The following is a 24,523-nucleotide window of genomic DNA, read 5'->3' as shown; positions in this document are numbered from 1 at the left end:
AAATGGTTTTATGAGTAATTGGGCGTCTTTATTATTACTTGGACTTTTAAAATTCATCTTTATACGAATAGGTTTCTCAACATTTGGAAAAATAACATTGTTGACTTTTTCAAATTGGAGGTGCATTCATGAGAGGGTTTAAAAGTAGTAAATTTAAGAAATACGAAAAAATGATTAAAATGAAAAGCACTAACCTGGAGGAAGACAATAATAAAGAGTTTACATTGGATATTGAGCAAAACGAAAGGATTATTAAAGAAACGTTTCAGGATTGTTCTGACTTGGAATACCGACGGATAGAGGTTAATCATAAAATTAAATGGCTCATTGTTTACATAGATAACCTGATTGATGAAAAAAAGCTTGATGAGCATGTAATTAAACCAATGCTAACAAGCTTAACTAGAGATGCTCCTAAAGAAGTAGAAGATCTTAAAAGTGATTTGATCTCCATTGGTATCACGAACAGCTCTACAAAAGTATCAGATACCGTTCGTAATGTATTAGAGGGTTATGCCGCCATTCTCATGGCAGGCAGTAGTAATGTGATGACGGTTTCAATTCCCGGTTTATCCAAAAGAAGTCTTGACGAACCGTCATCCGAGCCTGTAATACGCGGCCCAAGGGACGGCTTCATCGAACATATTTCAACAAACATAAGTCTGATACGTGCCAGACTCAAAACTTCCAAATTAAAGATAGAGTATATTACCTTGGGAGAGCTTTCCCAAACTAGAATAGCCATTTCATACCTAAAGGGTATTGCGGAGGATACATTAGTTGACGAAGTGAGAACAAGATTGAAGCCGATTCAATTGGACGGTGTACTCGATTCAGGGTATATCGAAGAATTCATTGAGGATCAACCTTATTCACCATTTCCTCAAGCTCATAGCACAGAACGCCCGGATGTAGTAGCTGCTGAATTGCTCGAAGGGAAAGTAGCCATTCTTGTAGATACTACCCCATTTGCTCTTGTTGTTCCAATGACGTTCTGGACAGGACTTCAAGCAAGTGAAGATTTTTATATTCGTTGGCCAGTCGCTACTTTTGTTCGATGGATTCGATTCCTTTTTATCAATTTTGCGATATTTGCCCCTCCACTATATGTAGCTATTACAACCTTCCATCAGGAGATGATTCCCACTAATCTTGTTCTTAGTATTGCGGCCTCGAGGGAAGCTGTACCGTTTCCTGCGATGATTGAGGCTTTCCTAATTGAAATCATATTTGAAGCACTGCGGGAGGCCGGAATTCGTCTGCCTAAACAGATCGGCCAAGCCATAAGTATTGTAGGAGGATTAGTAATTGGCCAGGCAGCGGTCCAAGCAGGATTAATATCTGCTCCGGTAGTCATTATCGTGTCAATCACTGGAATTTCTATGTTTACGATTCCTCGATATAGTTTTGCAAATGGGATTCGATTACTTCGTTTTCCAATGTTATTCTTAGCGGGGACTATGGGTCTCTATGGCATTGTTCTAGGATTTCTAGGCATCATATTACACGTGACTTCTCTTCGTTCATTCGGGGTTCTTTATTTATATCCAATCTCTCCGCTTAAGTTTTCCGCCTTGAAAGATGTATTCATAAGGATACCGATTTGGGTGAAATTTCGCCATTCAATAAGGCCCAAATCACGTGAAGGACGGAACTAGAAGCACTTGGAAATTAGCGTGGAGGCGTATAGAAGGATTGAGGGGATTTAAGAGATGAGAACGTTAAAATGTATGATACTTCTTGTATTCGTCATCCTTTGCGGATGTTGGGATCGTACGGAAATTAATGATCTTGCATTTGTTACAGCTACTGCCTTAGATCTGTCGGACAATGGCAACGTGCTATGTTCCCTTCAAATCGCCATACCCGCATCTACTGAAGGGGGGAATCGTGATGGCGGGAAAGATAATCAATTTTTCGTAATATCCGCAGAAGGAAAAGATGGAAATGAGATTCACCGAAAACTTCAGAAGAAGAGCTCACGTATATTGTTCCTCTCACATCGAAGCGTTATTTTTATTAGTGAACGTTTAGCTAAGCATGGAATTAATGATGTACTGGATATTTTTACTCATGACCCTAGGAATCGCTTAAAAACGTATATCATGGTTGTGAAAGGGGGAGAAGGACGGAACATTTTGAAATTGAATTATCCTTTAGAGCAAGTATCACTCGAAGCGGTGAAGGAAATGGAAATTTCAGGAGAGGATTTGGCAGTAACATTACGTGATTTTTTTATTACATATGCAAGTGAGGGCGTTCATCCCGTTGTAGGGATAATTGAACCCGATGTCCACTCCAAAGATACAGATAAGGAAATATTTAATTTTGCAGGTGCCGGCGTTTTTAAAGACTTCAAACTATATGGTTTATTAGATGAAAAAGAAACATTGGGGCTGTTGTGGGTGACGGACAAGCTAAAGACCGGTCGAATCACGACAAATTTACCCAAAGGGGGGGAAGTTGGTATGGTTTTGAACCATGCAGACCGCAAAATTATAACGAAGACTCCAAATGATTCTGTACAATTTAAGATTCAACTTGAAGGCCAAGGAAGTTTGGTCGAGAATACATCCAGTTTGGATATTAACGAACCAAAAAATTTGAAGGTAATAAAAAAAGCGTTAGAAGATGCTGTTAAGAAACAAGTTCAAGATTTTTTATTTAAAATTCAAAAGAAATATAAAGTGGATAGCGTGGGCTTTGGCCAAGAAATATATAAGAATTATCCTGATAAGTGGGCTGTTTTGAAAAATCAATGGGATTCGCTATTCCCAGAGGCAAATATAACGATTGAAGTTAACCTGATGATAAAAGGAGCCGGAATGGTACATTCTTCTTTCGGAATGCAAGATAAGGAGATCAAAAAATGATCCTACAAATCGTGACTTTTGTTATAGTAACGCTGGTCTTGACTATCTATAACGTTCAGATTTTTCTAAATAAACAGCAACCTAATTCGGCTATTCTATATGGTGGTTTGATGGGGATATGTATGATCGTTGGCTCTTTACTATTTGCCAAGGTTCAAATACCAAGCACAACAATTCCTTTGAGAACCCTATTTGAACCCATCGGAAAAATCATTTTAAAACAATGAAACTAAAGCACTGACTTCTTCCAAAGCCTTTTTATCGAATCAATCATGAGAAGGATAAGAGGTAAAATTAATTGTGTAAATAATGCAAGAGTTGGATAAGTATAGCTAAGATAATTACTCAAATCGGTGGAATAATTTACAAAAACCGAAACCGATCCTAACACTGACAAAATCGTTATAGGGATCACAAGGTCCTTGTAATTTTTAACGTTAAAAAGATGGCATATACTTAGACAGATAATAAAGAAGGTAACAGAGATTTTTATAAAACAACCCATAACCCATATAGCTACCGCTAAAGCTTCCATGCGTTCAAAGCTTCCTTGAAAACCTATATATTGAATGACGCTAAATAAGGGAAAACTCAATTTTTCCGTTAAAGGCCCAAATATCATAATCACAGGTAAAATAGTAATGGCTAGAAGTCCAGAGGTAGTAACCAATCCGATAAACGAAGCTTTGAATGCTTTTTTCGGTTGGTTTAAATAAGGAAGAAGCCACCCTAAAATAAAAAATTGACATAAATAAGCGACAGGATATATCGCTCCCTGAAGGACCGGGAACATACCTTCACTCAATACAGGACGGAGCCGCTCCGGATCATATTCCGCGAGCATAAGCATCAAGAGTGGAATCAAGAAAACAAAAATGACTAACGCAAGATACTCGTTACTTCTTGCTATAGATTCGATCCCCATATAGACTGCTATGCCGCATAAGAGTGCCAATGATAGACTGACAACGATAGATGGACTTTTATGGAGCAGAACGGTATTTATAAACTGTATATGTTGATTAAGAATGATGAAATCAAAATTAATCCAGTAATAAATAAGATATATTCCTAAACATTTTCCCAGCCATTTACCTATGATTTGTGAACTGTACTGAATAATCGTTTGACCCGGGTAGCGATTGGACAATATGATCATCACCCAAATATTTAATAACCCGATTAAGATCGAAGGGAAAATCGTTATCCATGCGTCTTGCTTGGAAATCTTGACCATCAAACTCGGTATGATAAGAATGACAGTGGGCGCTATAAAGGAAAAAAGTAATAAACTCAATTGAGTTGCCGATATTTTTTCAGCGGATTTCATTCGTGTTCTCCTTCAGAGTAGATATACCAATTATAACCTTTCACAGCTTTTCATAAACTGATTTGGCAGATTTGACATCGTTTCGGCACCACTCATATTAAGAACGATCGTTCAAAATAATTCTTGACCGATCGTTCTTAATATACTAAAGTTGTTTTGAAAGGTGGGAGCAATGAGATGGCCAGGATAAAGGAATTCGATGAAGATGCCGTTCTACTTAAAGGCATGAGGCTATTCTGGGAACAAGGATATGAAAAGACTTCGATGCAGGAACTGGTCTCACATATGGGGATTCATAAAGGAAGCATGTATGATACCTTTGGCGATAAACATTCCTTGTATATTAAAACATTGAAACGCTATAGCGAAATGTTGGAGCAATCGGTTAAGCGTCGAATGGATGTTACCCGTTCTGCCAAGGAAGCAATCAGAATGTTGTTTGAAATGGCAATCCATCAGCGAGAAGAGTTTCCTGAGGGCTGCTTTTTAGTGAATACTGCGGTTGAGTTGGCAAAACGTGATTCTCAGGCCAGAGATTGGGTTCATCTGAACTGGGCTAGCACAGAACAGCTAATACGTGATCTTATTGTGGAAGGCCAACAATCAGGGGAATTTCCCAAAACACACAACGCAGAATGGCTGTCTTATTATTTCAATAATGCATTAATAGGATTACGCGTTATGGTTAAATCTACTACGAACAGAGAAAAATTAAGCCAAATTATTGAAATGACTATGTCGGTATTGGAATGAATGGGGATTAGATGATTTTTAAATAATAAATTTAAATATAGGGGTGAAGCTATATGGGAAAACTTGAAGGAAAAGTGGCTTTAATTACAGGAGGCAATAGCGGAATCGGTTTAGAAAGCGCAAAATTATTTGTTGCAGAAGGCGCAAAGGTCGTTATAACAGGCCGGAATCAGACCACGTTAAGCTCTGTGGCTGAGGAGCTAGGCGCCAATGTATTTGCGATTCAAGCGGATGCAGCCGATCCAGCGAGCATGGAAAATGCAATGTTTACGGCAGTAGAAACCTTCGGGCGGCTTGACATCATATTCGCTAATGCCGGCATTGCGGCTTCCACTCCTTTAGGAAGTACAGAGCTTTCGGTTTTTGAAGAAGTGCTTAAGGTTAACGTAACCGGAGTCTTTTTCACTGTACAAGCTGCTCTGCCCTACCTGAAGGAAGGATCTTCTGTAATCTTAACCGGGTCTACACGTGCGACAGATGGTTATCCGGAAAGATCAGCCTATTCGGCGAGCAAAGGAGCCATTAGCAGCATGGCTAGAGTGTTAGTTTCCGAGTTGTCGCCGCGGGGCATCCGTGTAAACACTCTTGTCCCAGGTGTAACACTTACACCAATTTGGAAACAGTCAACACCTGATGAAATAGCAAAACTGGAGGCTGCACATGCGCGCGCGATTCCTCTTAAACGCATAGGCGATCCGGTGGAAGTTGCCAAGGTCGCCTTGTTCCTGGCTTCTGATGATTCTTCATATGTGCAGGGTACAGAAATCGTCGTTGATGGGGGAGCAGCAGCTGCTCCGCTGGGAGCGCCAATATACCGTGAAAGTTAATTTGCGAGTTCAAATAAAATGCTCATTAAACCACCTAAAAAGGAGCTATTAACATGAACTCGAACAATCAATTTACCGTAAATCGCAAAACGCCTGCTTATTGGCGCATTACATTTCATAACCCACCGATTAATCTCCTTGATCCTGATACGATCTTTGAGCTTTTAACGCTTACGAATCAAATCGAGACAGACCCTGAACTGAAGGTCGTTGTTTTCGACAGCGCCGATCCTGAATTTTTCATAGCGCACTTTGACATGGCGCGTGCTGGAGAAAAGCAAAAAACTCCAAAAGAAAGTGACCTTCCACCATTTATTGATTTCACGACACGACTTTCCAGATCTTCGGTTGTCAGCATAGCTGAAATTCGCGGAAGGGCCCGGGGAATCGGCAGCGAGTTTGCTCTTGCCTGTGATATGCGGTTCGCCAGCAAAGAGAAGGCCATCTTCGGACAGCCTGAAGTCGCTGTCGGCGTCATACCAGGAGGTGGTGCCATAGAGAGACTTTCCCGCTTGGCGGGGCGTGCTCGAGCTCTTGAGATCACTCTTAGCGCTGACGACTACGATGCTTCAACAGCAGAACGCTATGGATGGATTAACAGAGCGATCCCTGACGCAGAATTAGACGGTTTTGTGGAAAACTTGGCTCAAAGAATTTCGGCATTCGATAAACAGGCTTTAAGTGATGCCAAGAGGCTCATTAATCGCACTGGAATTCCTAAAGTATCAGAATTGCTGGAAACTCGAGAAGTCTTTATCTCTGGATCGGTGTCACAAAATACTCGGGAAAAAGTGGTAAAAGCAATGGCGCGAGGCTTTGGACAACGAGGCGATTTCGAGCTTCATTTAGGTCATCATATAGGCAATATTGAATAGTTGCCGTTTTCGGATCATCAATAAATCTCAATCCGGGAGGGAATACAATTGATAAAAACATACGATAAAACAACAACAGGGCTTCTTTTAGTTGACCCTTATAATGATTTCTTATCACCGGAAGGCAAGCTTTTCCCTCGTGCTAAAGAAGTAGCAGACTCCGTAAACTTGATCCAACATCTAAAAGAAATCCTTATTTCGGTTCGGAAAACCGGCATTCAAGTTTTTTTTGTTCCTCATCACAGATCTGAACAAGATGATTTCAAAACTTGGATGCATCCCACTCCATATCAGCTCAAAGCTAAACAAGGACAGGTGTTTGCTAAAGATTCATGGGGTGGGGAATTTCATCCAGATTTTCAACCTCAAAAGGGTGATGTGATTATCAAAGAGCATTGGGCTAGCAGCGGATTCGCGAACACTGACCTTGATCATCAACTTAAGATGCATGGTGTACAAAAGGTTATTGTTATTGGTATGTTAGCCAATACGTGCATCGAAGCGACTGCACGCTTTGGTATGGAGCTTGGTTATCATGTTACCCTTGTTAAAGATGCTACAGCGGCTTTTAGTAAAGAGGCTATGCATGCGGCGCATGAAATTAATGGCCCTACATTTGCACATGCCATTTTAACAACAGAAGAACTTCTTGCTGCCTTGTAAGAAGGCTACAGAGGAACAAACGATAACTGTAGCAAGTAATTTGTTAGACCACCATCCTACCAATGGATGGGTATAGTCTCGGATTGGACGGTATCAACATGAATGACAAAATCGTAATGCCGGTATGGACGTTTGGATTGTTCATCGTCGTGATGAACACGACGATGTTTAACGTCTCCCTTCCGAGCATCATTCGGGATATCAACGTTTCGGCGGCTCTCGGATCGTGGATTGTTTCAAGTTATTCGATCGGCTATGCATTATCAACGATGATTTACAGCAGGCTCTCCGACGTGCTGCCGATTCGAAGATTGCTGTGGATTGGACTCGCAATACTAGGGCTTTCTTCAGTCTTCGGTATCATGGCGACGAATTTTCAAGCTCTGCTTATAGCTCGGATTGCACAGTCCGCCGGCGCCGGCGCGATGGCTGGACTTGGTCTCGTTCTAGCTAGCCGGTATATTCCTTATGAAAGGCGAGGCAGAGCGATTTCGATGATTTCGGCGGGAGCTGCTATGGCATTCGGACTTGGGCCAATCGTCGGCGGGTTGATTACCGAGTACTTCGGCTGGAACGGGTTATTTGCCGTTACTTGCCTAGTGCTTGTCCTTCTTCCGATTTTGCTGCGCCTACTCCCCAAAGAGCAGCCAAAGTCGTTCCGTTTTGACATAATCGGCGTCATCCTAACAATCGTCAATGCAGCGACGCTTCTGATCGCTGTAACGCAGCGCTCGGCAGTATGGCTAGCAGCGGGATTGTTATCGATCGCTGTCCACGTCTGGCACAACAGACGCTCGAAAGAAACGTTCATCAACCGGGAGCTCTTGGCTAAGCCCATGTACCGGAAACTGCTTGTTATCGGTTTCTGCATCATGATGCTGAATCTAGGCAACTTGTTTTTAATGCCCTTGGCACTTGCTAATCTGTTCGCCAAATCGCCGTTGGCCATTGGCTTTACGATCGCGCCGGGCGCCGTTTTATCAGCCTTTCTTACGCCCTTCGTCGGACGCTGGATAGACCGGTATGACAATGTGCGGTTTCTGATTCTCGGACATGGCATTTTAGCTATCGTTTTGGTCGCCTTCTGGGCGGCTCTTGGCGCATCTCCGGCTGTCATCTTGTTCGGTTACCTATTCTTCTCGCCGGCACTCTCGGCAACGATAGCATCGTTAAACAACGAAACATCGCGTATTTTACCGGCCAAGCTGATCGGATCAGGCATGGGACTCATGCAGCTCATCCAGTTTTTCGGAGGTTCAGTTTCCGTTGCGCTTTGCGGTATGTTGCTCGAATTTCAAAAAAAGAATTCTCTTGTCAGTGCCTATGAACATGTGTACGGCGCTTTAATTGCAATATACATTTGCTCGTTATGCGCACTGCTCTGGTACTTGCTATCCGGCCGTCGTCTTCACCGAGCAACGTAACGGAAAGCACTGAAAATGATAGTTCAAAGCAAAGGGCTGCCGTGTGGCAGCCTTTTGCTCAACTAACGGGCAGTTTAGCGTAACAATATATGAATCCCGGATGGAGAGTTATAGGAATTACCTATAAATAGATAGTTTATAGATATTTAATTTATATAAAGCACGCGTGATATCCTTCCATTAAATGGTTAGGAGGGATACATGTGAGAATTACTTGTTCTGCAGGAGGGTTAATTGTTAAGAACAACAAAGTGTTACTAGTAAAAATTACGTATGGAGTAAATAAGGATCATTGGATGTTACCGGGCAGACTTGTCGAAGAAGGGGAAACATTCGAAGAAGCCGCAATAAGAGAAGTGAAAGAAGAAACTGGGATTAATGCAAGACCTAAAAGGCTTATTGGAGTTAGGACCGGAATTAAACAACTACACAACGAAATAGAGCATGGAATATATTTCATCTTTGAGATGGAATTGATTTCAGGCGTATCTGGCTTATCCAAGGTAAAGTCCATTATTCAAACGAACAATAAATACATTAATTATGATGCCAACACTTCATCATAAAATCTTTGGCTCTATATTTAAATTAAAGTTCTTAACAATTTTTATCAGGTATGAATATCACGAAAATCATAATATATGAAATACAGTAAAAGAATCATTGTTCGAGCTATCAAAATCTAATCGTGACACTAAAGAATAATAAAGTTATGTTAGCTTAAAGTTCGTTTAGGGTGAATTATTGAACTTAGGGGACATGTTAGCTCAGTATAACAGCGTTATCGTGTTTAGGACTCTATACGAATCAGCAGAATTTCTACATTATGGACACCTTCATCGAATCATGCGACAATGAGAATGTTTTTTAAAAATATTGAGTGGGGGAAGGTATGACTAGACAGTGGTTGAAACGGCAAATAATTTCATATTTGCCCGTGTTCTTTTTGCTTACATTTGTTCTATTAACGGTGATGTTTTTATCAATTGCACAATTATCGAAGAATGCAGTGGTAAGCGCTAATGGTGTGTTTGCGAGACATGTACAACAAGTCGTTGATTATAACTTGAAGACAACGGAACGTCTTGTGTTAAACGCCGTGCTTTATAATGAAAAGTTAAAGCAGTATTTTAGTGCGGATGATAAAGAAGACAAATACTACTGGAAATATGAGATCTCGAATGAATTAGCTAAATTAAAAGTTTCGAACTCGATGATCGATTCGATATATCTTTACCGCATAAGTGATGAGAGCGTTCTCACGGAAAATATGCTCACTCCGCTTGTGAATTTTGGTGATCAAGCATTTATTCAAGAAATGGTAAGTTCTTTACCCAAAGCTCAGAAATGGTCTAACGCGCGGCTCTACCAAGAAATCAAGCATGCGGAGACATCGAACAAAGTAGTTACGTTTGCCAGCAGAGTTACACCTCCCTCAGGGGAGTTAGGCGTAATTGTTGTGAATGTGAAAGTCAAAGCTATTGAGCAACTTGTAAATGAGATGTCATCATCATCCGATGTAAGTTATGCGAATTTAATAGGTGCCGACGATCGTAATATCTACGATCCGCAAAATACGGGTGACGGTAAACAGTTGCATCAATTTATTTCGACTTACACAGGATGGGAGCTTCATACTGGGATTAAGAATAACACGTTATATCAATTTGGTTCATGGGTTTATTATGTGTTTTTTGGCATTGGAATCGCGGTGTTATTACTCGGGACACTATGGATTATTTATACAGCACGCAGTAATTATAAACCAATTCAGTCGATCTTAGGACGGATTACGAGTCTGTCATCCAAGCCGAGCAGTCTCTTTCAAGATCAATCGGTGGATGAGTTTAAGTTCATTGAAGGGGCATTTGAGGATTTATTCGAGCGGGTGACAGAATATGAGAAGGAGCAAGAAGAAGGACTGATATCGAAAAAACGTCATATGTTGAAGGATTTAACTGATGGCAGCCTTATCCTGCAGGAAGAGGAATGGAAGAAAGAAATGTCGAGTCTGAGGCTCTCTTCGGAATTTACTAATATGTGCATAGCGATCGTTGAGGTGGACCGTTATGCTGAATTTGGACAAAGTTATTCTAACCGAGACCAGTATTTATTGAAATTCATCATTAACAGCGTACTTAAGGAGATTGCAGATCAGTATCAGATTGAGATGTGGGCGGAATGGTTAGAAAGCCACCGACTATGCATACTTTTTTTGACTCAAACGGATCTTGAGCAGTCCGATAACAATATATCGGTCATTTGTAACCGAATGGTGGATTGGGTACAGAAGAATTTAGAGTTCAGCATAACCCTTGGCGTGAGTCAATGCTATGCTGATAGTGCACAAATCTACCACTTGTACGAACAGGCCCAGATGGCTCTGAATTATAAGTCAGTAAAAGGCAATAATCAAGTGATTAACTACGCACATATGAATGAAATCCAACAAGGTGAAGCTTATAAATTGTTTCATTATCTCCGCTCTCTTTCTTATTACTTTCGTATGGGGGAAGATCGTTGGAAGGACGAATTTGAGATTTTCTTTCAACAAGTTTTGGAGGGTATGTACGCAAAAAGCGAAGTTTATTATTTAATCAACGACCTAATTAATCATCTATACCGAGAAGTTATGGAGCTGTCGGATGAATTTCAGGCAAATTGGAAAAGAGACATACTGCCAAGAATGAACAACATTTTAAAGGGAATGGAGACTGTTGAAGAAACAAAGTTTCAGATGTTGGATGTGTTGCTCTATGCAGAACAGCTATTTCTAGAGCTTCGCAACACAAGGAAACATCATGCGTTAATGCAAAACGTTCGTATATATATTGAAGAGCAGTATTCGAATCCGGATTTGTCACTAAAGCATCTTGAGGATGAGTTCGGTATGAACGGAAAATATTTGAGTTTCTTATTTCGGGAAGAGATAGGCGTTAAATTTGTTGACTATTTGTCGCAAGTACGTTTAGAAAATGCAAAAGTTTTACTAACAGAGAGACAATTATCTGTCCAAGACACGGCAAGTCAGGTTGGATATACCAACTCCATGACATTCATCCGAGGGTTCAAGAAGTACTTTGGAATGACCCCAGGTGATTATAGAAAAATGTGATTAACGAAAAGAAGCACCCGGAGTACTGGCTTATATGTCAGTTGCGACGGGTGTTTTTTATTGTGCCGTTTATGAAAAAAATCAATCGCAAGGAAAATGAAAGCAAGGCTGCTTGGCTTTATTTTAACAAGACACCCGTCAACCCTTATAGGAGGAAACCATTATGGTTATGGAATGAAGCCATACGAAGCGTTGAAAATCCCATCGAGATCAAAATGGTCAGCAGTTGTCGCAATTTGCGTTTTTTGGCTTAACCGTGCGGTTTTTAGAAAATGATCAATCCTAGGAATTATCAAGATGAGGGCAAAAAACGATGATTTCGGAAAAAAGTATATGATCGGAATCTTTGCCATTGAGTAATTGGGCGGTCAGAAGCTATAGTCGATTGGCGGACTCAAAGATTTACAAATTATGATGAGGGGAGGTGAAGAAACTTGAAGGAAATGCACAATACCGCTAATAGAACACTGGGAATTCAACTGAAGGAGCGACGACGATTTGAAGCGAAAAGAAGATTGAAAGATAACATTCCCTTATTAATTTTATTTGTACCGGTAATGTTGTTTTATATTATCTTCAAATATGTTCCAATGTTTGGTTCGATCATGGCGTTTAAGGATTATAATTTTGGTCAAGGGATTCTTCATAGCCCTTGGAATGGACTAAGAAACTTCGAAATTCTATTTAGCAACCCGCAGACGCTAAATATCATTCGTAACACGCTGTTACTCAGTGTGCTGAATATTGTTGTTGGTTTCCCAATTCCAATTATACTTGCTGTTTTATTGAATGAAGTCAGGAAACAGTGGTTTAAGAAGTGGATTCAGACACTCGTGTATCTACCACATTTCTTCTCCTGGGTTATTGTTGGCGGGATCGTAATCACTTTATTCGCAGAGCAAACAGGTATTGTGAATAATGTGCTTGAACGTTTAACCGGCAATACCTTTTCTTTTCTCTATGACGACGTATCATGGATAGCTATCTTCTTAGGTTCCGGGATTTGGAAAGAGGCAGGCTTCAGCACAATTATTTTCTTAGCAGCCATTACGAGCATTGATCCATCGCTATATGAAGCAGCCAGTATAGATGGAGCAAACAAGTGGAAGCAGATACTGAACGTGACGTTACCAGGCATAAGCTCGACAATCGTCCTGATTCTTATCTTGCAGATGGGCAATGTGATGAGTGTAGGCTTTGATCCGGTTTATGTGCTGCAAAATTCAGGCGTATTTGATGTGTCGGAAGTGATTAGCACGTACATCTATAAGGTCGGTATTCAAGGAGGGCAATTTAGTTTAACATCTGCCATGGGATTATTTGAATCGGTAGTCGGATTTATTCTCATATTTGCTACCAATATAATTGCTAGGAAATTTGACCGAGGTTTATGGTAAGGAAGGTGAAAAACATGAAAATTACTCGCGGTGAGAAAATTTTTATCATAAGCAACTACATCTTTCTGACACTCGCTGCTCTAAGCTGCTTGCTGCCGCTGGTGCATCTATTCTCCGTTTCCTTAAGCAACCCTCATGCTATTTTGTCGGGAAAGGTTTCTTTCTGGCCTGTAGGTTGGACCATTGAAACCTATCAATCGTTGTTTGAAGGCACGCGTATTGTTAGCGCTTTTAAGAATAGCGTTATAATTACCGTTGTTGGGGTAGCTTTAAGTATGTTATTTACGATTATGGCGGCGTATCCTCTTTCTAAAAAGCGCTTCTATGCAAAACGTACATTCACTTTACTCATTGTATTTACAATGTTATTTAGCGGCGGAACCATCCCAACATTTTTAGTGCTGAAGGCTTTAGGAATTGTTAATACTTATTGGGCAATATGGCTTTCTGGGCTGGTAAGTACGTATAACATGCTGATCATGCGAACATTTTTTGAAAATATTCCTGAAGAGGTTGTTGAAGCTTCAAGGATCGACGGGTGTGGAGAGTGGAGGCAATTGTTGAAGATTATCCTTCCGCTATCAATGCCTGTGATTGCCACCTTGACGTTGTTCTATGCAGTTGGGTATTGGAATTCATTTTCGAGTATCATGATCTATATTCATGATTCTACCAAATATAATTTAGCAGTATTAGTTCAGCAAATGGTTCAGAGTCAATCGATGCTGCAAGAGATGAATAATCTCCAGACGGATGATGTTCAACAAATGACACCGGAATCGATTAAAGCAGCAGCACTGTTCGTTATGCTAATTCCTATGCTAGTCGTATACCCGTTCTTACAAAAGTACTTTGTTAAAGGTGTTATGATTGGGGCCGTTAAAGGTTAATTGGATGAAATCAAGACAATAGTTATGCTAATTATTCTACTACTAAATGGGGGCATTAGAATGAAACATCCTTTTATGAAATCTGTATCGTTAAGTTTAACGGCATTATTTGTAGCGGCAACCTTATTTGCAGGTTGCTCGTCAGAGGATAATTCAAAAGCGTCATCAGAAACAGAGGATAGTTCAAAGAGAGGCTCAATCTCTGCAACATTGTATGATCGCGGAAAAGTTCCGCCGGAAGCAGGAACGATTGATAACAATATCTGGACGGAATGGATGAATGAAAAGGGACCTGTTGATGTTAAGTTTGTACCATTCCCTCGCTTCGAGCAAGTCCAGAAACTAAACCTATTGTTCGCATCAGGAGATGCGCCTGATTTGATCTTGGAATATGATGGAGGTTTCTTCAATCAGCTGTATGCTCAAAAACAGCTTTTGCCTTTGGATGATTTGATAGCGGAGCATAGCACGTCGTATAAGGAATTAACAGAGAAGTATCCGCAGTTGCTGACGCTTGGCCAAAAGGATGACGGGAAGACCTACAATTTTGGGCGAATACTGGGCGCGAAAAATAACGATTATATTTTAGTGCGCAAAGATTGGCTGACGAAGCTTCAGTTAGAAGCTCCAAAGACAGTAGATGAATTGTTCCAAATAGCAAAATCATTCCGTGAAAATGATCCCGATGGGAATGGACAAAAAGATACGTTTGGCATGAACATCGGCGGGGCATCTGCTGAATCCGTTGTCAACTCCATGTTTAATAATGCAAGCCGATTTGTCAAAGATGGCAAGCTTGTAAACCCGAACATTGGCGAACAAGCCAAGGCTGCGGTGCAGTTCCAGAAAGATTTATTTGATGCAGGGATCATTGATAAAGATTTCTTGACGGATAAGAACGGTGAAAAAGCGAAGCAAGATTGGGTGAACGGTAAGCTTGGATTCTATTTCGCAAGCGGCGGAGTAGACAGTGCATCATTGCTGGATGAGTATAAATCTTTGCTTAAAAATGTTCAGGGCGCAGAAGTATTGGCAATACCAGTACCTGCGGGACCATTCGGGCAGTTTAACCCTGGTTTCAAGTCTCCGATTCAAATGACGGGCGGTATTAATGCTAATGCGAAAGATCCTGTTGCGGTAATGAAATATATCGATTTTCTCGTTGAAAAAGATACGATTATGACGCTTAAGAACGGAATAAAAGGTGAGCATTATACTCTAGATAGCGAAGGCATTGCTACGCCGATAGATCCAGAAAAGAACAAAAAGGATTTGGTGGGCACGTTAGATTTAAGCATTATGAGCTCAATCGGAACATTGCCGAAAGGCGAACAAGTTAGTGTTAAGCTTGATCCAAGCATTCCGGAAGAAAAGCAATTTGCAGAAATTCTTGCAGCGGCTAATGCAGCTTATTTTAATCCAGCCAATGATTATGCCTATCCGATTACGAACTGGCCGGGATTGCCGTCTGACTTGCAAATTATTGATAAGAGCGTAGCAACGATCAATGATATGTGGAAGAAGTCGATTGTAAGCGGCAACAAATATACATCTGACCAAGCTTTGGCAGATGTTCAAGATTTATGGAAAAAGTCTGGTGGTCAGCAAATTGACCAATTCTATAGTGATTGGATTACGAACAATTCAGACAAGATCATCTATAACCGAGATTTCATTGAAATGATTAATGAACAATAGGTCACTGACGATTCATTTTGGGAGGGAACAAATTGAAAAGAAAATCTGTACCTGAAATAGATCATCAGGGGAAGGAGATAGCGGAGGTCTATCCCTACCCTCTACCAGAAATATATGGTACCTCCGCCGATTATGCATTAACTGCAAATGGCGTTTCGATACCTTTTACGACCTATACGAAGGATTACGATTATGCTAGTTTCTCCGTGACGGCTGGTCAAGTAACCTATGAGTTGACTTTGCTTGATGATGCCGAGATCAGCACGTATACCATTAGTCCGGTGAAGTTGAATATTACACCGATTATTACAGGGAATAAGATGACGTTCATCGTTGACCGAGATGAATATCTTATCATCCGTGTGAATAATCGAGAAAAACGGGTAGTTCTTGCAGCAGACCCTGGGGAAACGAATGTTCCTTCTGTGACGGAACAAGGGGTCTTCCATGTAACAAGCGATCCGTATGGTGTTGTGCCAGCCATTGATCAAACCGAGGTACAAGTAAGAACCGCTGAGATTCAACAAGCACTCGATGATGCCAGTCAATATGGTACATCTCATGGCGATGGTGCTCAAGGTATAGTATATATTCCAGCAGGAACCTACTTTATTTCTAATCTGGTGATTAAGAGCAATACAGCAATCTATCTGGAGCCAGGTTCCCTGTTAATCAGCACGAGCAATATGTCAGACCTTAAAGAGTATTGGTTTAAGGATTCTGTCGGTAAACCTGTGACGTGGTGGATCTCGACTGCCTATGAGTCTACCAATATCAAGATATACGGACGCGGAACAATTGACGGTAACGGAGAAGCACTCTCTGAAAATGGAATGATCAATAATTTACTTGTTCCGATTGCTACCTCGGCATTCAGCCTGGATGGTATTACCATTCGAAATGCTTCTGCCTGGGCAATCACGACAATAAGATCGAAGGCATTAAACTTCGTTAATTTGAAGATGTTCAACAGCTTGAATATGGGAGAAAATGATGGAATCGATGTATGCGAGTCGCAACAGGTCGTTGTTAGAAATGCGATTGGTATAGGGCTAGACGATCCATTCTCAACCAAAGCTTGGAAGGAAACGACAGACATCGCATCCGGGAAAGTATGCTGGCCGGGAGATCCTGAGCCTGTACATGATGTTCTGTTTGAAGATTGCATAGCATGGACGATTTGTTATGGTTTTAAGATAGGTCAAGGCGTCATGCAAAATCAAGAGAACATTACGTTTAGAAATTGCGTTGTTTATGACGCAGCCGTTGGTTTCGGGATTCATCATAAATATGGAACAGCTGAAGCGAAGCATATTACATTTGAAAATATGGAAATCGAACATATTAGCTATATGAACGATGATAATAGCGCCTGGATGACAATGTTTATCGTGAACGGAAACCAGTTAGGCATCGGACCGATTACAGATGTTAATGTGAAGAACATCAAGGTATACGAGAAAGGCAGAGGTAGCGCCAAGATACAAGGCACTAAAGGTGCTCCGATCACGAATGTCATGTTTCAAAACATTTATATGCCTGGACAGGAGAAAGCAGCTAAGAGCTTAGCCGACATGAATTTCTTGATTCGAGATTTCAATAGCGGAGTAATGATTTTGCCCGAGGAGGAAGTTGAGTGATAGATTTCACTATTGGTAATCTCCAATCAAGTGTTTTGGTTCATCGTCATCCTGCAAACCCGATACTCGCTCCGAGGGATATCCCTTATAACCCAGCCATGGTATTTAATGCTGGTGTTGTGAAATATCAAGGGAAATATGTCATGGTGTTCCGTAATGATTATGGAGATGAAGTTAATCAGACCATTTTACCGCATACGACAACGAATTTGGGTCTCGCATTCAGTGATGACGGTGTGAAATGGGAAGTTAATCCATTTCCCTGTTGGAGCTGGGAGGATGAAGAGGTGATTCGTGTCTATGACCCGAGGTTAACGGTCATTGAAGGGAAATGCTATATGTGCTTTGCTGTGGATACGAAGCATGGTCTTCGCGGCGGTATTGCCGCAACAGATGACTTTAGTTCTTTTGAAATCCTCAGCTTGTCTGTCCCGGACAATCGAAATATGGTGTTGTTCCCAGAAAGAATCGGAGGGAAATATGTTCGGTTGGAGCGTCCGTTTCCGGTTTACAGCCGACATGGGATCGATCGATTCGATATGTGGATGAGTGATTCTCCAGATTTGCGTTATTGGGGAAATTCCAAGCTTGTGCTAGCTGTAGAACAAGTTCCTTTTGCAAATGACAAGATTGGTCCAGGGGCTCCCCCGATCAAGACGGATAAAGGATGGTTAACGTCTTTTCACGCTGTTGATATTGATTCTTCACGAGGTAAGAATGGTTGGGAGGAAACATGGAAGAAAAGATATACAGCAGGAATTATGCTCCTCGATTTAGTTGATCCAAGTCGGATTGTAGGTATGTCTAGTTCACCGCTACTCGCACCTGAAGCAGCCTATGAGATTGATGGGGGTTTTCGTAATCATGTCATTTTCCCAGGAGGAATGATTCTTGAAGACTCGGGAGAAGTCAAAATTTATTACGGTGCTGCCGACACGGTGGAATGTCTCGCAACTGCAGATGTTGATGACCTAATACGCCTTTGTTTAGAAGGCAAGTAACAGAGGGGGAAACGCAGTGAATTACGGTGAAATGAATATACCAGCACAATCAATCCCTGTATCGCATGAGGTGGATGTTGTTGTTGTTGGCGGTGGTCCTGCGGGGATAGCAGCAGCCATTAGTGCGGCTGCAAACGGCGCTGAAACGTTATTAATTGAGCAGCGCGGTTTCTTGGGGGGGATGGGAACGGTAGCGCTTGTTCCGGCATTTTGTCCATTTACAGATAAAGTGAAACCTGTAATTCGAGGACTCGGCATGAAGCTGATGGAACGGATGAAGCAGTCTTGTAATGAGGATTACCGCAAAAATTATGTGAATACGCTGGATTGGGTACCAATTGATCCTGAGGTTCTCAAACGTGTTTATGATGATGCTTCACTCGAGAACGGGGTTTCCTTGCTTTATCATACATTTGTGTTCGATGTGATTTTGTCAAAGGATCGTCGCAACATCGAAGGGATCATTATCGTGAACAAATCTGGTCGATCAGTCGTACGATGCCGTTATGTGATTGATGCGACTGGAGACGCCGATATCGCAGCGAAAGCCGGTGTTCCCTTCCAGATGGGCGGGGAACAGGGAGAGTTGCAATCTGCCAGCATGTGCTATCTGCTTGCAAATGTGGATCGCAAGAAGTTTGATCATTACGTTAAGGAATCAGGGGATACTAGCCAGCTTCATCAAGCCGTTGAACTGGCTATGGCAGATGGCGTCCTTCCAGAAGGACGGAAACTGGTCTCGGGACTAGCATGGGTTAATGATTACTTGGTTGGCGTTAACTTTGGTCATATATTTAATATTGATGGTACGAAAGCTGAGGATTTGACGCGTGGGGGTATTGAGGGGCGTAGGCTTGTTGAGCGTCAGGTTCAGTTCTTTCGAGCGTATGTACCAGGATTCGAGCAAGCTCATGTCGTAGCGACTGGGGAACAAGTTGGAATTCGAGAAACAAGGCGAATTCAAGGCGATTATGTGCTCACAGTGGAAGACTTCATGCAGGCACGTTCATTCGAAGATGATATTGCTCGCAATGCATACTATATTGATATCCATATGGCTACCAGCAAACAAAATATGACCTTTAAACACTTGGCACCAGGTGAATCTCATGGGGTTCCTTATAGAGTTTTATTGCCCGTAGGGATTGATAATATGTGGGTGCCGGGACGAGCTGCATCTTCGGAGCGGGCAGTGCAAGGTTCACTGCGCGTTATGCCGAATTGCTTCGCTATGGGCGAGGCATCCGGTACGGCTGCTGCCTTAGCCATGAAATCATCTGTAAAGTCAAGGGAAGTCTCTATAGCAGAGCTTCAGCAAATGCTTTTACAGAATGGTGTATGGCTGGGGGAAGAAGGTACTGTGAATTGAAGGAAATCCCAATAACGGATGAGTTATTTCGTGGTGCTGTCTCATTAGAGCGTACATTAAAGGGGATTAAGCCTTGGCGTATCCCCTACCAAGATTATGATTTGTATCCTCCAAATGGGATCGATTACAAAGCAGAGATATGTGTGGGAGTGCGACTTTGTTTTCACACAGATTCAACGGTAATTGTTTTGAAATTCTCTCCAATTAAAGGGGAGGCCCGATTAGATTGTATGGTGGATGGAAAATTGTTCGCTTCAGCAGCGTTAAACGAGAATGATAGGGAGGTTACCTATACCAACCTGTATCCTGGGCGAAAAGAGATCGTTATTTATCTGCCTCAAAATATTGGTATGACGGTATGCAGCTTATGGATTGAGTGGAATACAGAAATGAAAATTATCCCGGATACACAACCGAAATGGGTCACCTATGGCAGTTCCATCACGCAATGTGTAGGTGCGCATAGTCCATCTCGCACATGGCCAGCCATTGTAGCGAGGGAAAGCGGTCTTAACTTAACTTGCCTTGGTTTTTCAGGAAACTGCCATCTTGAGCCGATGGTTGGGAGACTCATCCGTGATTTGCCAGCTGATTTCATCTCACTTTGTGTTGGAATCAATATATACGGGGCCGCTTCGTTAAGTCCACGTACGTTTAAACCGGCGTTAATTGGAATGTTGGAAACAATACGGGATAAACATAAGCAAACACCTCTGCTCGTTATTTCACCGCTCTATGCTGCAAAGCGTGAGGTAATCAATAATGCACTAGGTTTCACGCTGCCGAAGATGCGGGAGGATGTGCGTCAAATCGTAGAGATGTTACAGGCGCGCGGTGATCATCACATTTACTATATGGATGGATTGGAACTATTTGGTCCAGATGATGCATCTCACCTTCCTGATCATCTGCATCCTGATGGGGATGGATATGAGATCATAGGTGTACGGTTTATGGAAAAGATCATAAAGCCTTTCCGTAAGAGGAGAATTTTTTTGTGATTTAAGGTTATATCAAAAGGAACTTATTAATAAAAAGTTAAAGGTTTTTGTTTAGAAGACCTAGGAATTGTTACTGAAAAAAATGGTAATCAGCTTAAGCCAAAAGCGTTTAGCCGCGCACTCTTCACCATTTGTTTTTAAAATGGAGAAGAGTGCGCGGCACGTCATATGATGGATGTGATCGTTAACCATCCTGAGTACTATGTAGTAAAAGAGCTATTCGATGAGTTTGAATTATCAAATATTGATTTTGACCAAACGTTGTTGTATAGTCCTTGGCATTTAGTATTGATGGAGGTTTTTATTCTTACCCAGACATTATTTCTAACCACAATAGAAATTCATTCTTGGTAAAAACACATACAGACAATCCAGTACCAATTTAAATTACAAGTGAATCACAACTGAATAGTGGTCTTCACGGATTATGGACAGCAGCTGCTTCTGGAGGTACTGGATTGTTGTCAAATGGAATGTATACTGGGGTTGCTCCTGAAGCAGATATGTACTTAATTGAAACAGGATCGCTAAGAACGGCAGAAGAGGTTGAAAAAAATGTGGGGAGTGCGTTAGACAGAGGCGCTCGTTTTTATTCAAACTCCAAATTATTCGTTTTACAGGAATTCTAACGCGAAACGTTAGTTCAACCATCATGGAGCAGTATGTCGCAACGGCAGCTGCTCCTATTTTATTTAGCTAAAGGGCAGACTAATGCAACTTTTACTGTGTAAATTCGTCTGATTTAAACAAGCATATTTTTGGGAGGTATTGGATGAAGAGCCTGAAAATCGGTAGTGGATTTCTTTTGTTTATTATTGGATTATATGTAGCCTTTCAAGGGTATTCAACTTACACATTTAGTGCACGGAGTTATGACGGCAGTATGGGAGTATATAAGTTTGGCTATTTTATCCCCGCAACAGATTATCATCTACACACAACTGGAGTTATTTTTACCTGTATAGGTCTAGTTTTAATTATCTCTACATCTTACTGGATGTATTTGTTATTGAAGAAGCAAAAGGAATCATTGAACTAACTGAGAAACATTAAAGCGGTTAGCATCTCGCGGGGCAGTTGCGGCAAATGTATATCCTCATCGTTTTCGTCATACTTATGCATGTCAATTGCTCGACAATGGAGCGCCATTAGATTTCATCCAAGGCATGTTAGGGCATGAAAAGGCATCAACCACACAAATCTATGCTCAATTACGTGGTGAACGACGGAGAGAACTATATCGGCGATTCTTTTAGCTTTGTTAGCGGCAGATCTCATTTAGGGATCTGCCGCTATTCCACTATCGGGTAGGATAGTTTCAAAATGTAGTAAAATTTAAACAATGACTTCATTGATAATCCAATGGGAATAAAACGGGTTTTATTGTATCTGGAGGAACGTTGATCTGGCTGTCGTTCCTGACAGGAGGATTTGGATTAATAGTTTAAAGTCGAAGAGGGACTAGTCTGCAGTCTCTCTTATTGACGATTTTACGATCAGCAACGGCATCATGATCTCTGGTTCGCTCATCATTCGCATTGACGACATTGTACAGGGAGATCGAACCCGATTAACCTAGCTGCTGCGAACCATTGAACCACACGGATGTGATCGACAAGGTATCCGAGATATTGGTTGTTGGATCACCGTTTACGAGAATAAGGTCAGCGCGCGCACCTTCGGTAATACGGCCGCGATCGTGAAGACCAAAGCAACGGGCCGGTTTGGTAGTAGCCGACTGAAGAGCTTCGATCGGAGTGAACCCGGCCTTCACCAGCAGCTGCATTTCGTGGTGGACGCTTGCTCCGTGAGCAAGGCCGCCAAGGTTCGGAACGGGAACCGGCGCAACATCCGTCCCTACCAGAATATCAACTCCGGCACGGTGAAGATCCATCACATTCTTAAAGCTGTTCTCCATATTGCCTTGCGGGAACGTATTGAAGCTTGAGTTCAAAATACCGATCCAATCCGGACTTAATTTGGAATGAACACGCGGATCATTCGCCAATTCCGATGCCGGTTTCCCAACAATCGATGAGTTCAACACCAAGCACGGTGTAACAAAAGCGCCTGAATCCGCTATGGATTTCACCAACTCGGATGTGTACTCGGGTCTGTCGATAAACAAGTGGCCCAAACCATCGACTCCAAAATCGATGGCTGCTTGCGATGAAAGAGCCGTCAAGACGTGGGCGATGACCAGCTTATCGAACTTGTGGGCTTCTGTCACGGCTGTTTTTAGAATCTCGTCGCTTAGAACAGGCAGGCCGGGTGCACCCATGACCGTCCCTTCTTCAATCATGATCTTAATATAGTCGGCACCATTCTCCACTTGAGTATGCACATGTTTAATCGCTTCTTCCACCGTCGTCACTTGCGGTATTTCATCGTGATCGTGAGCGTATGCGGCCAACATCGCTTCCCGGTCTTCCTCCGATAACTTCTCTAGCTCCTTTAATACGAATTCCGGTATTTCATCCCCATCCGGCAGCAATTCATCTGGGTGTCCGCCCGGAGCAGTGATTGCTGTGCCGGCAGAACGGACGTCTGCAACATCATCCACATTTTTTAACTGGATCTCGCGACCTCTTTTCGTAAAATCGCCGTTCATTTCGAGTTCTGTCGTAACGCCGAATTTTAAGGCATCTCGTAATCCGCCGATTGAGGTGTGGACATGTGCATCAATCAGACCGGGCATTAAAGTCGAATTTTCCCCATCGATAATCGTCGCATCGGCCGGAAGGTCTCCGCCCACTGCAATAATGGACTCCCCTTTGATGACAACATGTCTTGACGCAATAATTTGTTCTCCATCAAAAATACGTACATTTGTAATCGCCGTAACTTGTTCTAACGCAGCATTTTGAGTTATCTTCTCCATTTGAAATTCCTCCAATGTGTTTGTTCATAACAATTCGAAGTATAACTGTTAGGATTCTAACTGTCAATAAACTAAGTATTTTGACATGTGTATAGGATCACTGTATAGTTTAGTTGCTTACAATTAGCTTTCTAACAATTTCAGGAGGGACGATCATGCAATCCCGAAAGGATACGCCTTATTTGGATTTGTTTCAGATTATCGGTCTTAAATTAAAGAAAAGAGCGGACGAGAGTATAAAGGAACTAGGGTTAAACGCTCAACAAGGAAAAGTAATCGACTATATTTACGAGAACCAAGATAATCATATTATTCAAAAGGACCTAGCAGATCGGTTTCATGTGCGTGGGGCCAGTATTACAAGCATGCTTCAAGGTCTAGAGCAAAAAGGGTTCATTGAGCGCAAAATCCCGGCCAATAATGAACGGCAAAAAAATATATATGTATTGCCAAAAGGGATTGAGTTGATTGAAGGCTTTAATGACTCATTCCAAAAGGTGGAGGATGAAATCGTTCAAGCCCTTACTAACGAGGAGAAGCAAACCTTAAAGAAATTGTTGATCAAAATCAATGAGCGCATATAAAGAAGAGGATTCCAATGAGGCTATGGAGACATTTACAAATTAAAATACGCTTGTCCCAGTTGGGGAGCATTTAAAACAGCAAGGAATGAACAATCCATATGGTGCATCAAATAATATTCCTTAGAACTATACCAGCCAATAGGCTGTCAATATTTAATTATTAATGAAGAAAACGAAGGGTGCTATACTGGTAAAAAAGCAT

The 24,523-nt window shown here is 41.7% G+C and carries 22 protein-coding genes and 1 pseudogene; 21 read left to right on the top strand and 2 right to left on the bottom strand.

Features of this window, described 5'->3' with window-relative positions:
- Positions 1-128 precede the first annotated feature (128 nt).
- From BK120_RS29975 to BK120_RS29965, 3 genes are read left to right on the top strand one after another with little or no spacing between them, the layout of a single operon-like run.
- Positions 129-1,658, top strand: a complete 1,530-nt coding sequence (locus BK120_RS29975) for a spore germination protein (RefSeq protein ID WP_076271176.1) — start codon at positions 129-131, stop codon at positions 1,656-1,658.
- Positions 1,659-1,712: 54 nt separating this feature from the next.
- Positions 1,713-2,873 (top strand): Ger(x)C family spore germination protein, encoded by a 1,161-nt coding sequence (locus BK120_RS29970; RefSeq protein WP_076271175.1) that lies wholly within the window; start codon positions 1,713-1,715, stop codon positions 2,871-2,873.
- Complete coding sequence (locus BK120_RS29965; RefSeq protein WP_076271174.1) at positions 2,870-3,100, top strand: hypothetical protein; 231 nt, start codon at positions 2,870-2,872, stop codon at positions 3,098-3,100. Before BK120_RS29970 ends, BK120_RS29965 begins: the two co-directional genes overlap by 4 nt.
- 2 nt (positions 3,101-3,102) lie before the next feature.
- Here the strand turns inward: BK120_RS29965 and BK120_RS29960 are convergent, their stop codons facing one another.
- Positions 3,103-4,203 (bottom strand): GerAB/ArcD/ProY family transporter, encoded by a 1,101-nt coding sequence (locus BK120_RS29960; protein WP_076271173.1) that lies wholly within the window; start codon positions 4,201-4,203, stop codon positions 3,103-3,105.
- Between the two features lie 177 nt (positions 4,204-4,380).
- Here BK120_RS29960 and BK120_RS29955 point away from each other — a divergent pair, with 177 nt between their 5' ends.
- The 17 genes and pseudogenes from BK120_RS29955 to BK120_RS29870 all read left to right on the top strand — a co-directional run.
- Positions 4,381-4,956 carry a TetR/AcrR family transcriptional regulator gene (locus BK120_RS29955; protein ID WP_076271172.1) on the top strand — a complete coding sequence of 192 codons (576 nt, stop codon included), beginning with the start codon at positions 4,381-4,383 and terminating at the stop codon, positions 4,954-4,956.
- 53 nt (positions 4,957-5,009) lie between these two features.
- On the top strand, positions 5,010-5,783 hold the full coding sequence (locus BK120_RS29950) for an SDR family NAD(P)-dependent oxidoreductase (RefSeq protein ID WP_076271171.1): 774 nt from the start codon (positions 5,010-5,012) through the stop codon (positions 5,781-5,783).
- A gap of 53 nt (positions 5,784-5,836) precedes the next feature.
- Positions 5,837-6,658: an enoyl-CoA hydratase/isomerase family protein gene (locus BK120_RS29945; RefSeq protein WP_076271170.1), complete on the top strand. Its 822-nt coding sequence runs from the start codon at positions 5,837-5,839 to the stop codon at positions 6,656-6,658.
- A 48-nt stretch (positions 6,659-6,706) separates the two neighbouring features.
- Entirely contained in the window at positions 6,707-7,321 is a 615-nt protein-coding gene (locus tag BK120_RS29940; RefSeq protein ID WP_076271169.1) for a cysteine hydrolase family protein, read from the top strand.
- 98 nt (positions 7,322-7,419) lie between these two features.
- A complete protein-coding gene (locus tag BK120_RS29935; protein ID WP_076271168.1) occupies positions 7,420-8,745 on the top strand; it encodes an MFS transporter in 1,326 nt (441 codons plus the stop codon).
- A 203-nt stretch (positions 8,746-8,948) separates the two neighbouring features.
- Positions 8,949-9,311: an NUDIX domain-containing protein gene (locus BK120_RS29930; RefSeq protein WP_076271167.1), complete on the top strand. Its 363-nt coding sequence runs from the start codon at positions 8,949-8,951 to the stop codon at positions 9,309-9,311.
- Between the two features lie 326 nt (positions 9,312-9,637).
- Entirely contained in the window at positions 9,638-11,860 is a 2,223-nt protein-coding gene (locus BK120_RS29925; RefSeq protein WP_076271166.1) for a helix-turn-helix domain-containing protein, read from the top strand.
- Positions 11,861-12,303: 443 nt separating this feature from the next.
- Positions 12,304-13,257, top strand: coding sequence for an ABC transporter permease (locus tag BK120_RS29915; protein ID WP_076271256.1), 954 nt, complete (start codon positions 12,304-12,306; stop codon positions 13,255-13,257).
- 14 nt (positions 13,258-13,271) lie between these two features.
- Positions 13,272-14,147 (top strand): carbohydrate ABC transporter permease, encoded by an 876-nt coding sequence (locus tag BK120_RS29910; RefSeq protein WP_076271164.1) that lies wholly within the window; start codon positions 13,272-13,274, stop codon positions 14,145-14,147.
- Positions 14,148-14,207: 60 nt separating this feature from the next.
- Complete coding sequence (locus BK120_RS29905; RefSeq protein ID WP_179089929.1) at positions 14,208-15,845, top strand: extracellular solute-binding protein; 1,638 nt, start codon at positions 14,208-14,210, stop codon at positions 15,843-15,845.
- Positions 15,846-15,877: 32 nt separating this feature from the next.
- Positions 15,878-17,485, top strand: coding sequence for a glycosyl hydrolase family 28 protein (locus tag BK120_RS29900; protein ID WP_076271163.1), 1,608 nt, complete (start codon positions 15,878-15,880; stop codon positions 17,483-17,485).
- Entirely contained in the window at positions 17,482-18,486 is a 1,005-nt protein-coding gene (locus BK120_RS29895) for a glycoside hydrolase family 130 protein (RefSeq protein WP_076271162.1), read from the top strand. Before BK120_RS29900 ends, BK120_RS29895 begins: the two co-directional genes overlap by 4 nt.
- A gap of 31 nt (positions 18,487-18,517) precedes the next feature.
- On the top strand, positions 18,518-19,855 hold the full coding sequence (locus tag BK120_RS29890; RefSeq protein ID WP_076271254.1) for an FAD-dependent oxidoreductase: 1,338 nt from the start codon (positions 18,518-18,520) through the stop codon (positions 19,853-19,855).
- Complete coding sequence (locus BK120_RS29885) at positions 19,852-20,856, top strand: SGNH/GDSL hydrolase family protein (RefSeq protein ID WP_076271161.1); 1,005 nt, start codon at positions 19,852-19,854, stop codon at positions 20,854-20,856. The genes BK120_RS29890 and BK120_RS29885 overlap by 4 nt, the downstream gene beginning before the upstream one ends.
- A gap of 461 nt (positions 20,857-21,317) precedes the next feature.
- Entirely contained in the window at positions 21,318-21,485 is a 168-nt protein-coding gene (locus tag BK120_RS35595) for a hypothetical protein (RefSeq protein ID WP_179089928.1), read from the top strand.
- Positions 21,486-21,628: 143 nt separating this feature from the next.
- A complete protein-coding gene (locus BK120_RS29875) occupies positions 21,629-21,895 on the top strand; it encodes a hypothetical protein (RefSeq protein ID WP_076271159.1) in 267 nt (88 codons plus the stop codon).
- A gap of 70 nt (positions 21,896-21,965) precedes the next feature.
- Positions 21,966-22,112, top strand: a pseudogene (locus BK120_RS29870) (tyrosine-type recombinase/integrase); the annotation flags it as partial.
- A gap of 314 nt (positions 22,113-22,426) precedes the next feature.
- Here BK120_RS29870 and BK120_RS29865 read toward each other — a convergent pair.
- On the bottom strand, positions 22,427-23,737 hold the full coding sequence (locus BK120_RS29865) for an amidohydrolase family protein (protein WP_076271158.1): 1,311 nt from the start codon (positions 23,735-23,737) through the stop codon (positions 22,427-22,429).
- Positions 23,738-23,892: 155 nt separating this feature from the next.
- Here BK120_RS29865 and BK120_RS29860 point away from each other — a divergent pair, with 155 nt between their 5' ends.
- Positions 23,893-24,321: a MarR family winged helix-turn-helix transcriptional regulator gene (locus BK120_RS29860; protein WP_076271157.1), complete on the top strand. Its 429-nt coding sequence runs from the start codon at positions 23,893-23,895 to the stop codon at positions 24,319-24,321.
- Positions 24,322-24,523: the final 202 nt, after the last annotated feature.

This window comes from Paenibacillus sp. FSL A5-0031 (assembly GCF_001956295.1).
Classification (GTDB): domain Bacteria; phylum Bacillota; class Bacilli; order Paenibacillales; family Paenibacillaceae; genus Pristimantibacillus.
This window is presented reverse-complemented; position numbering and strand designations above follow the sequence as displayed.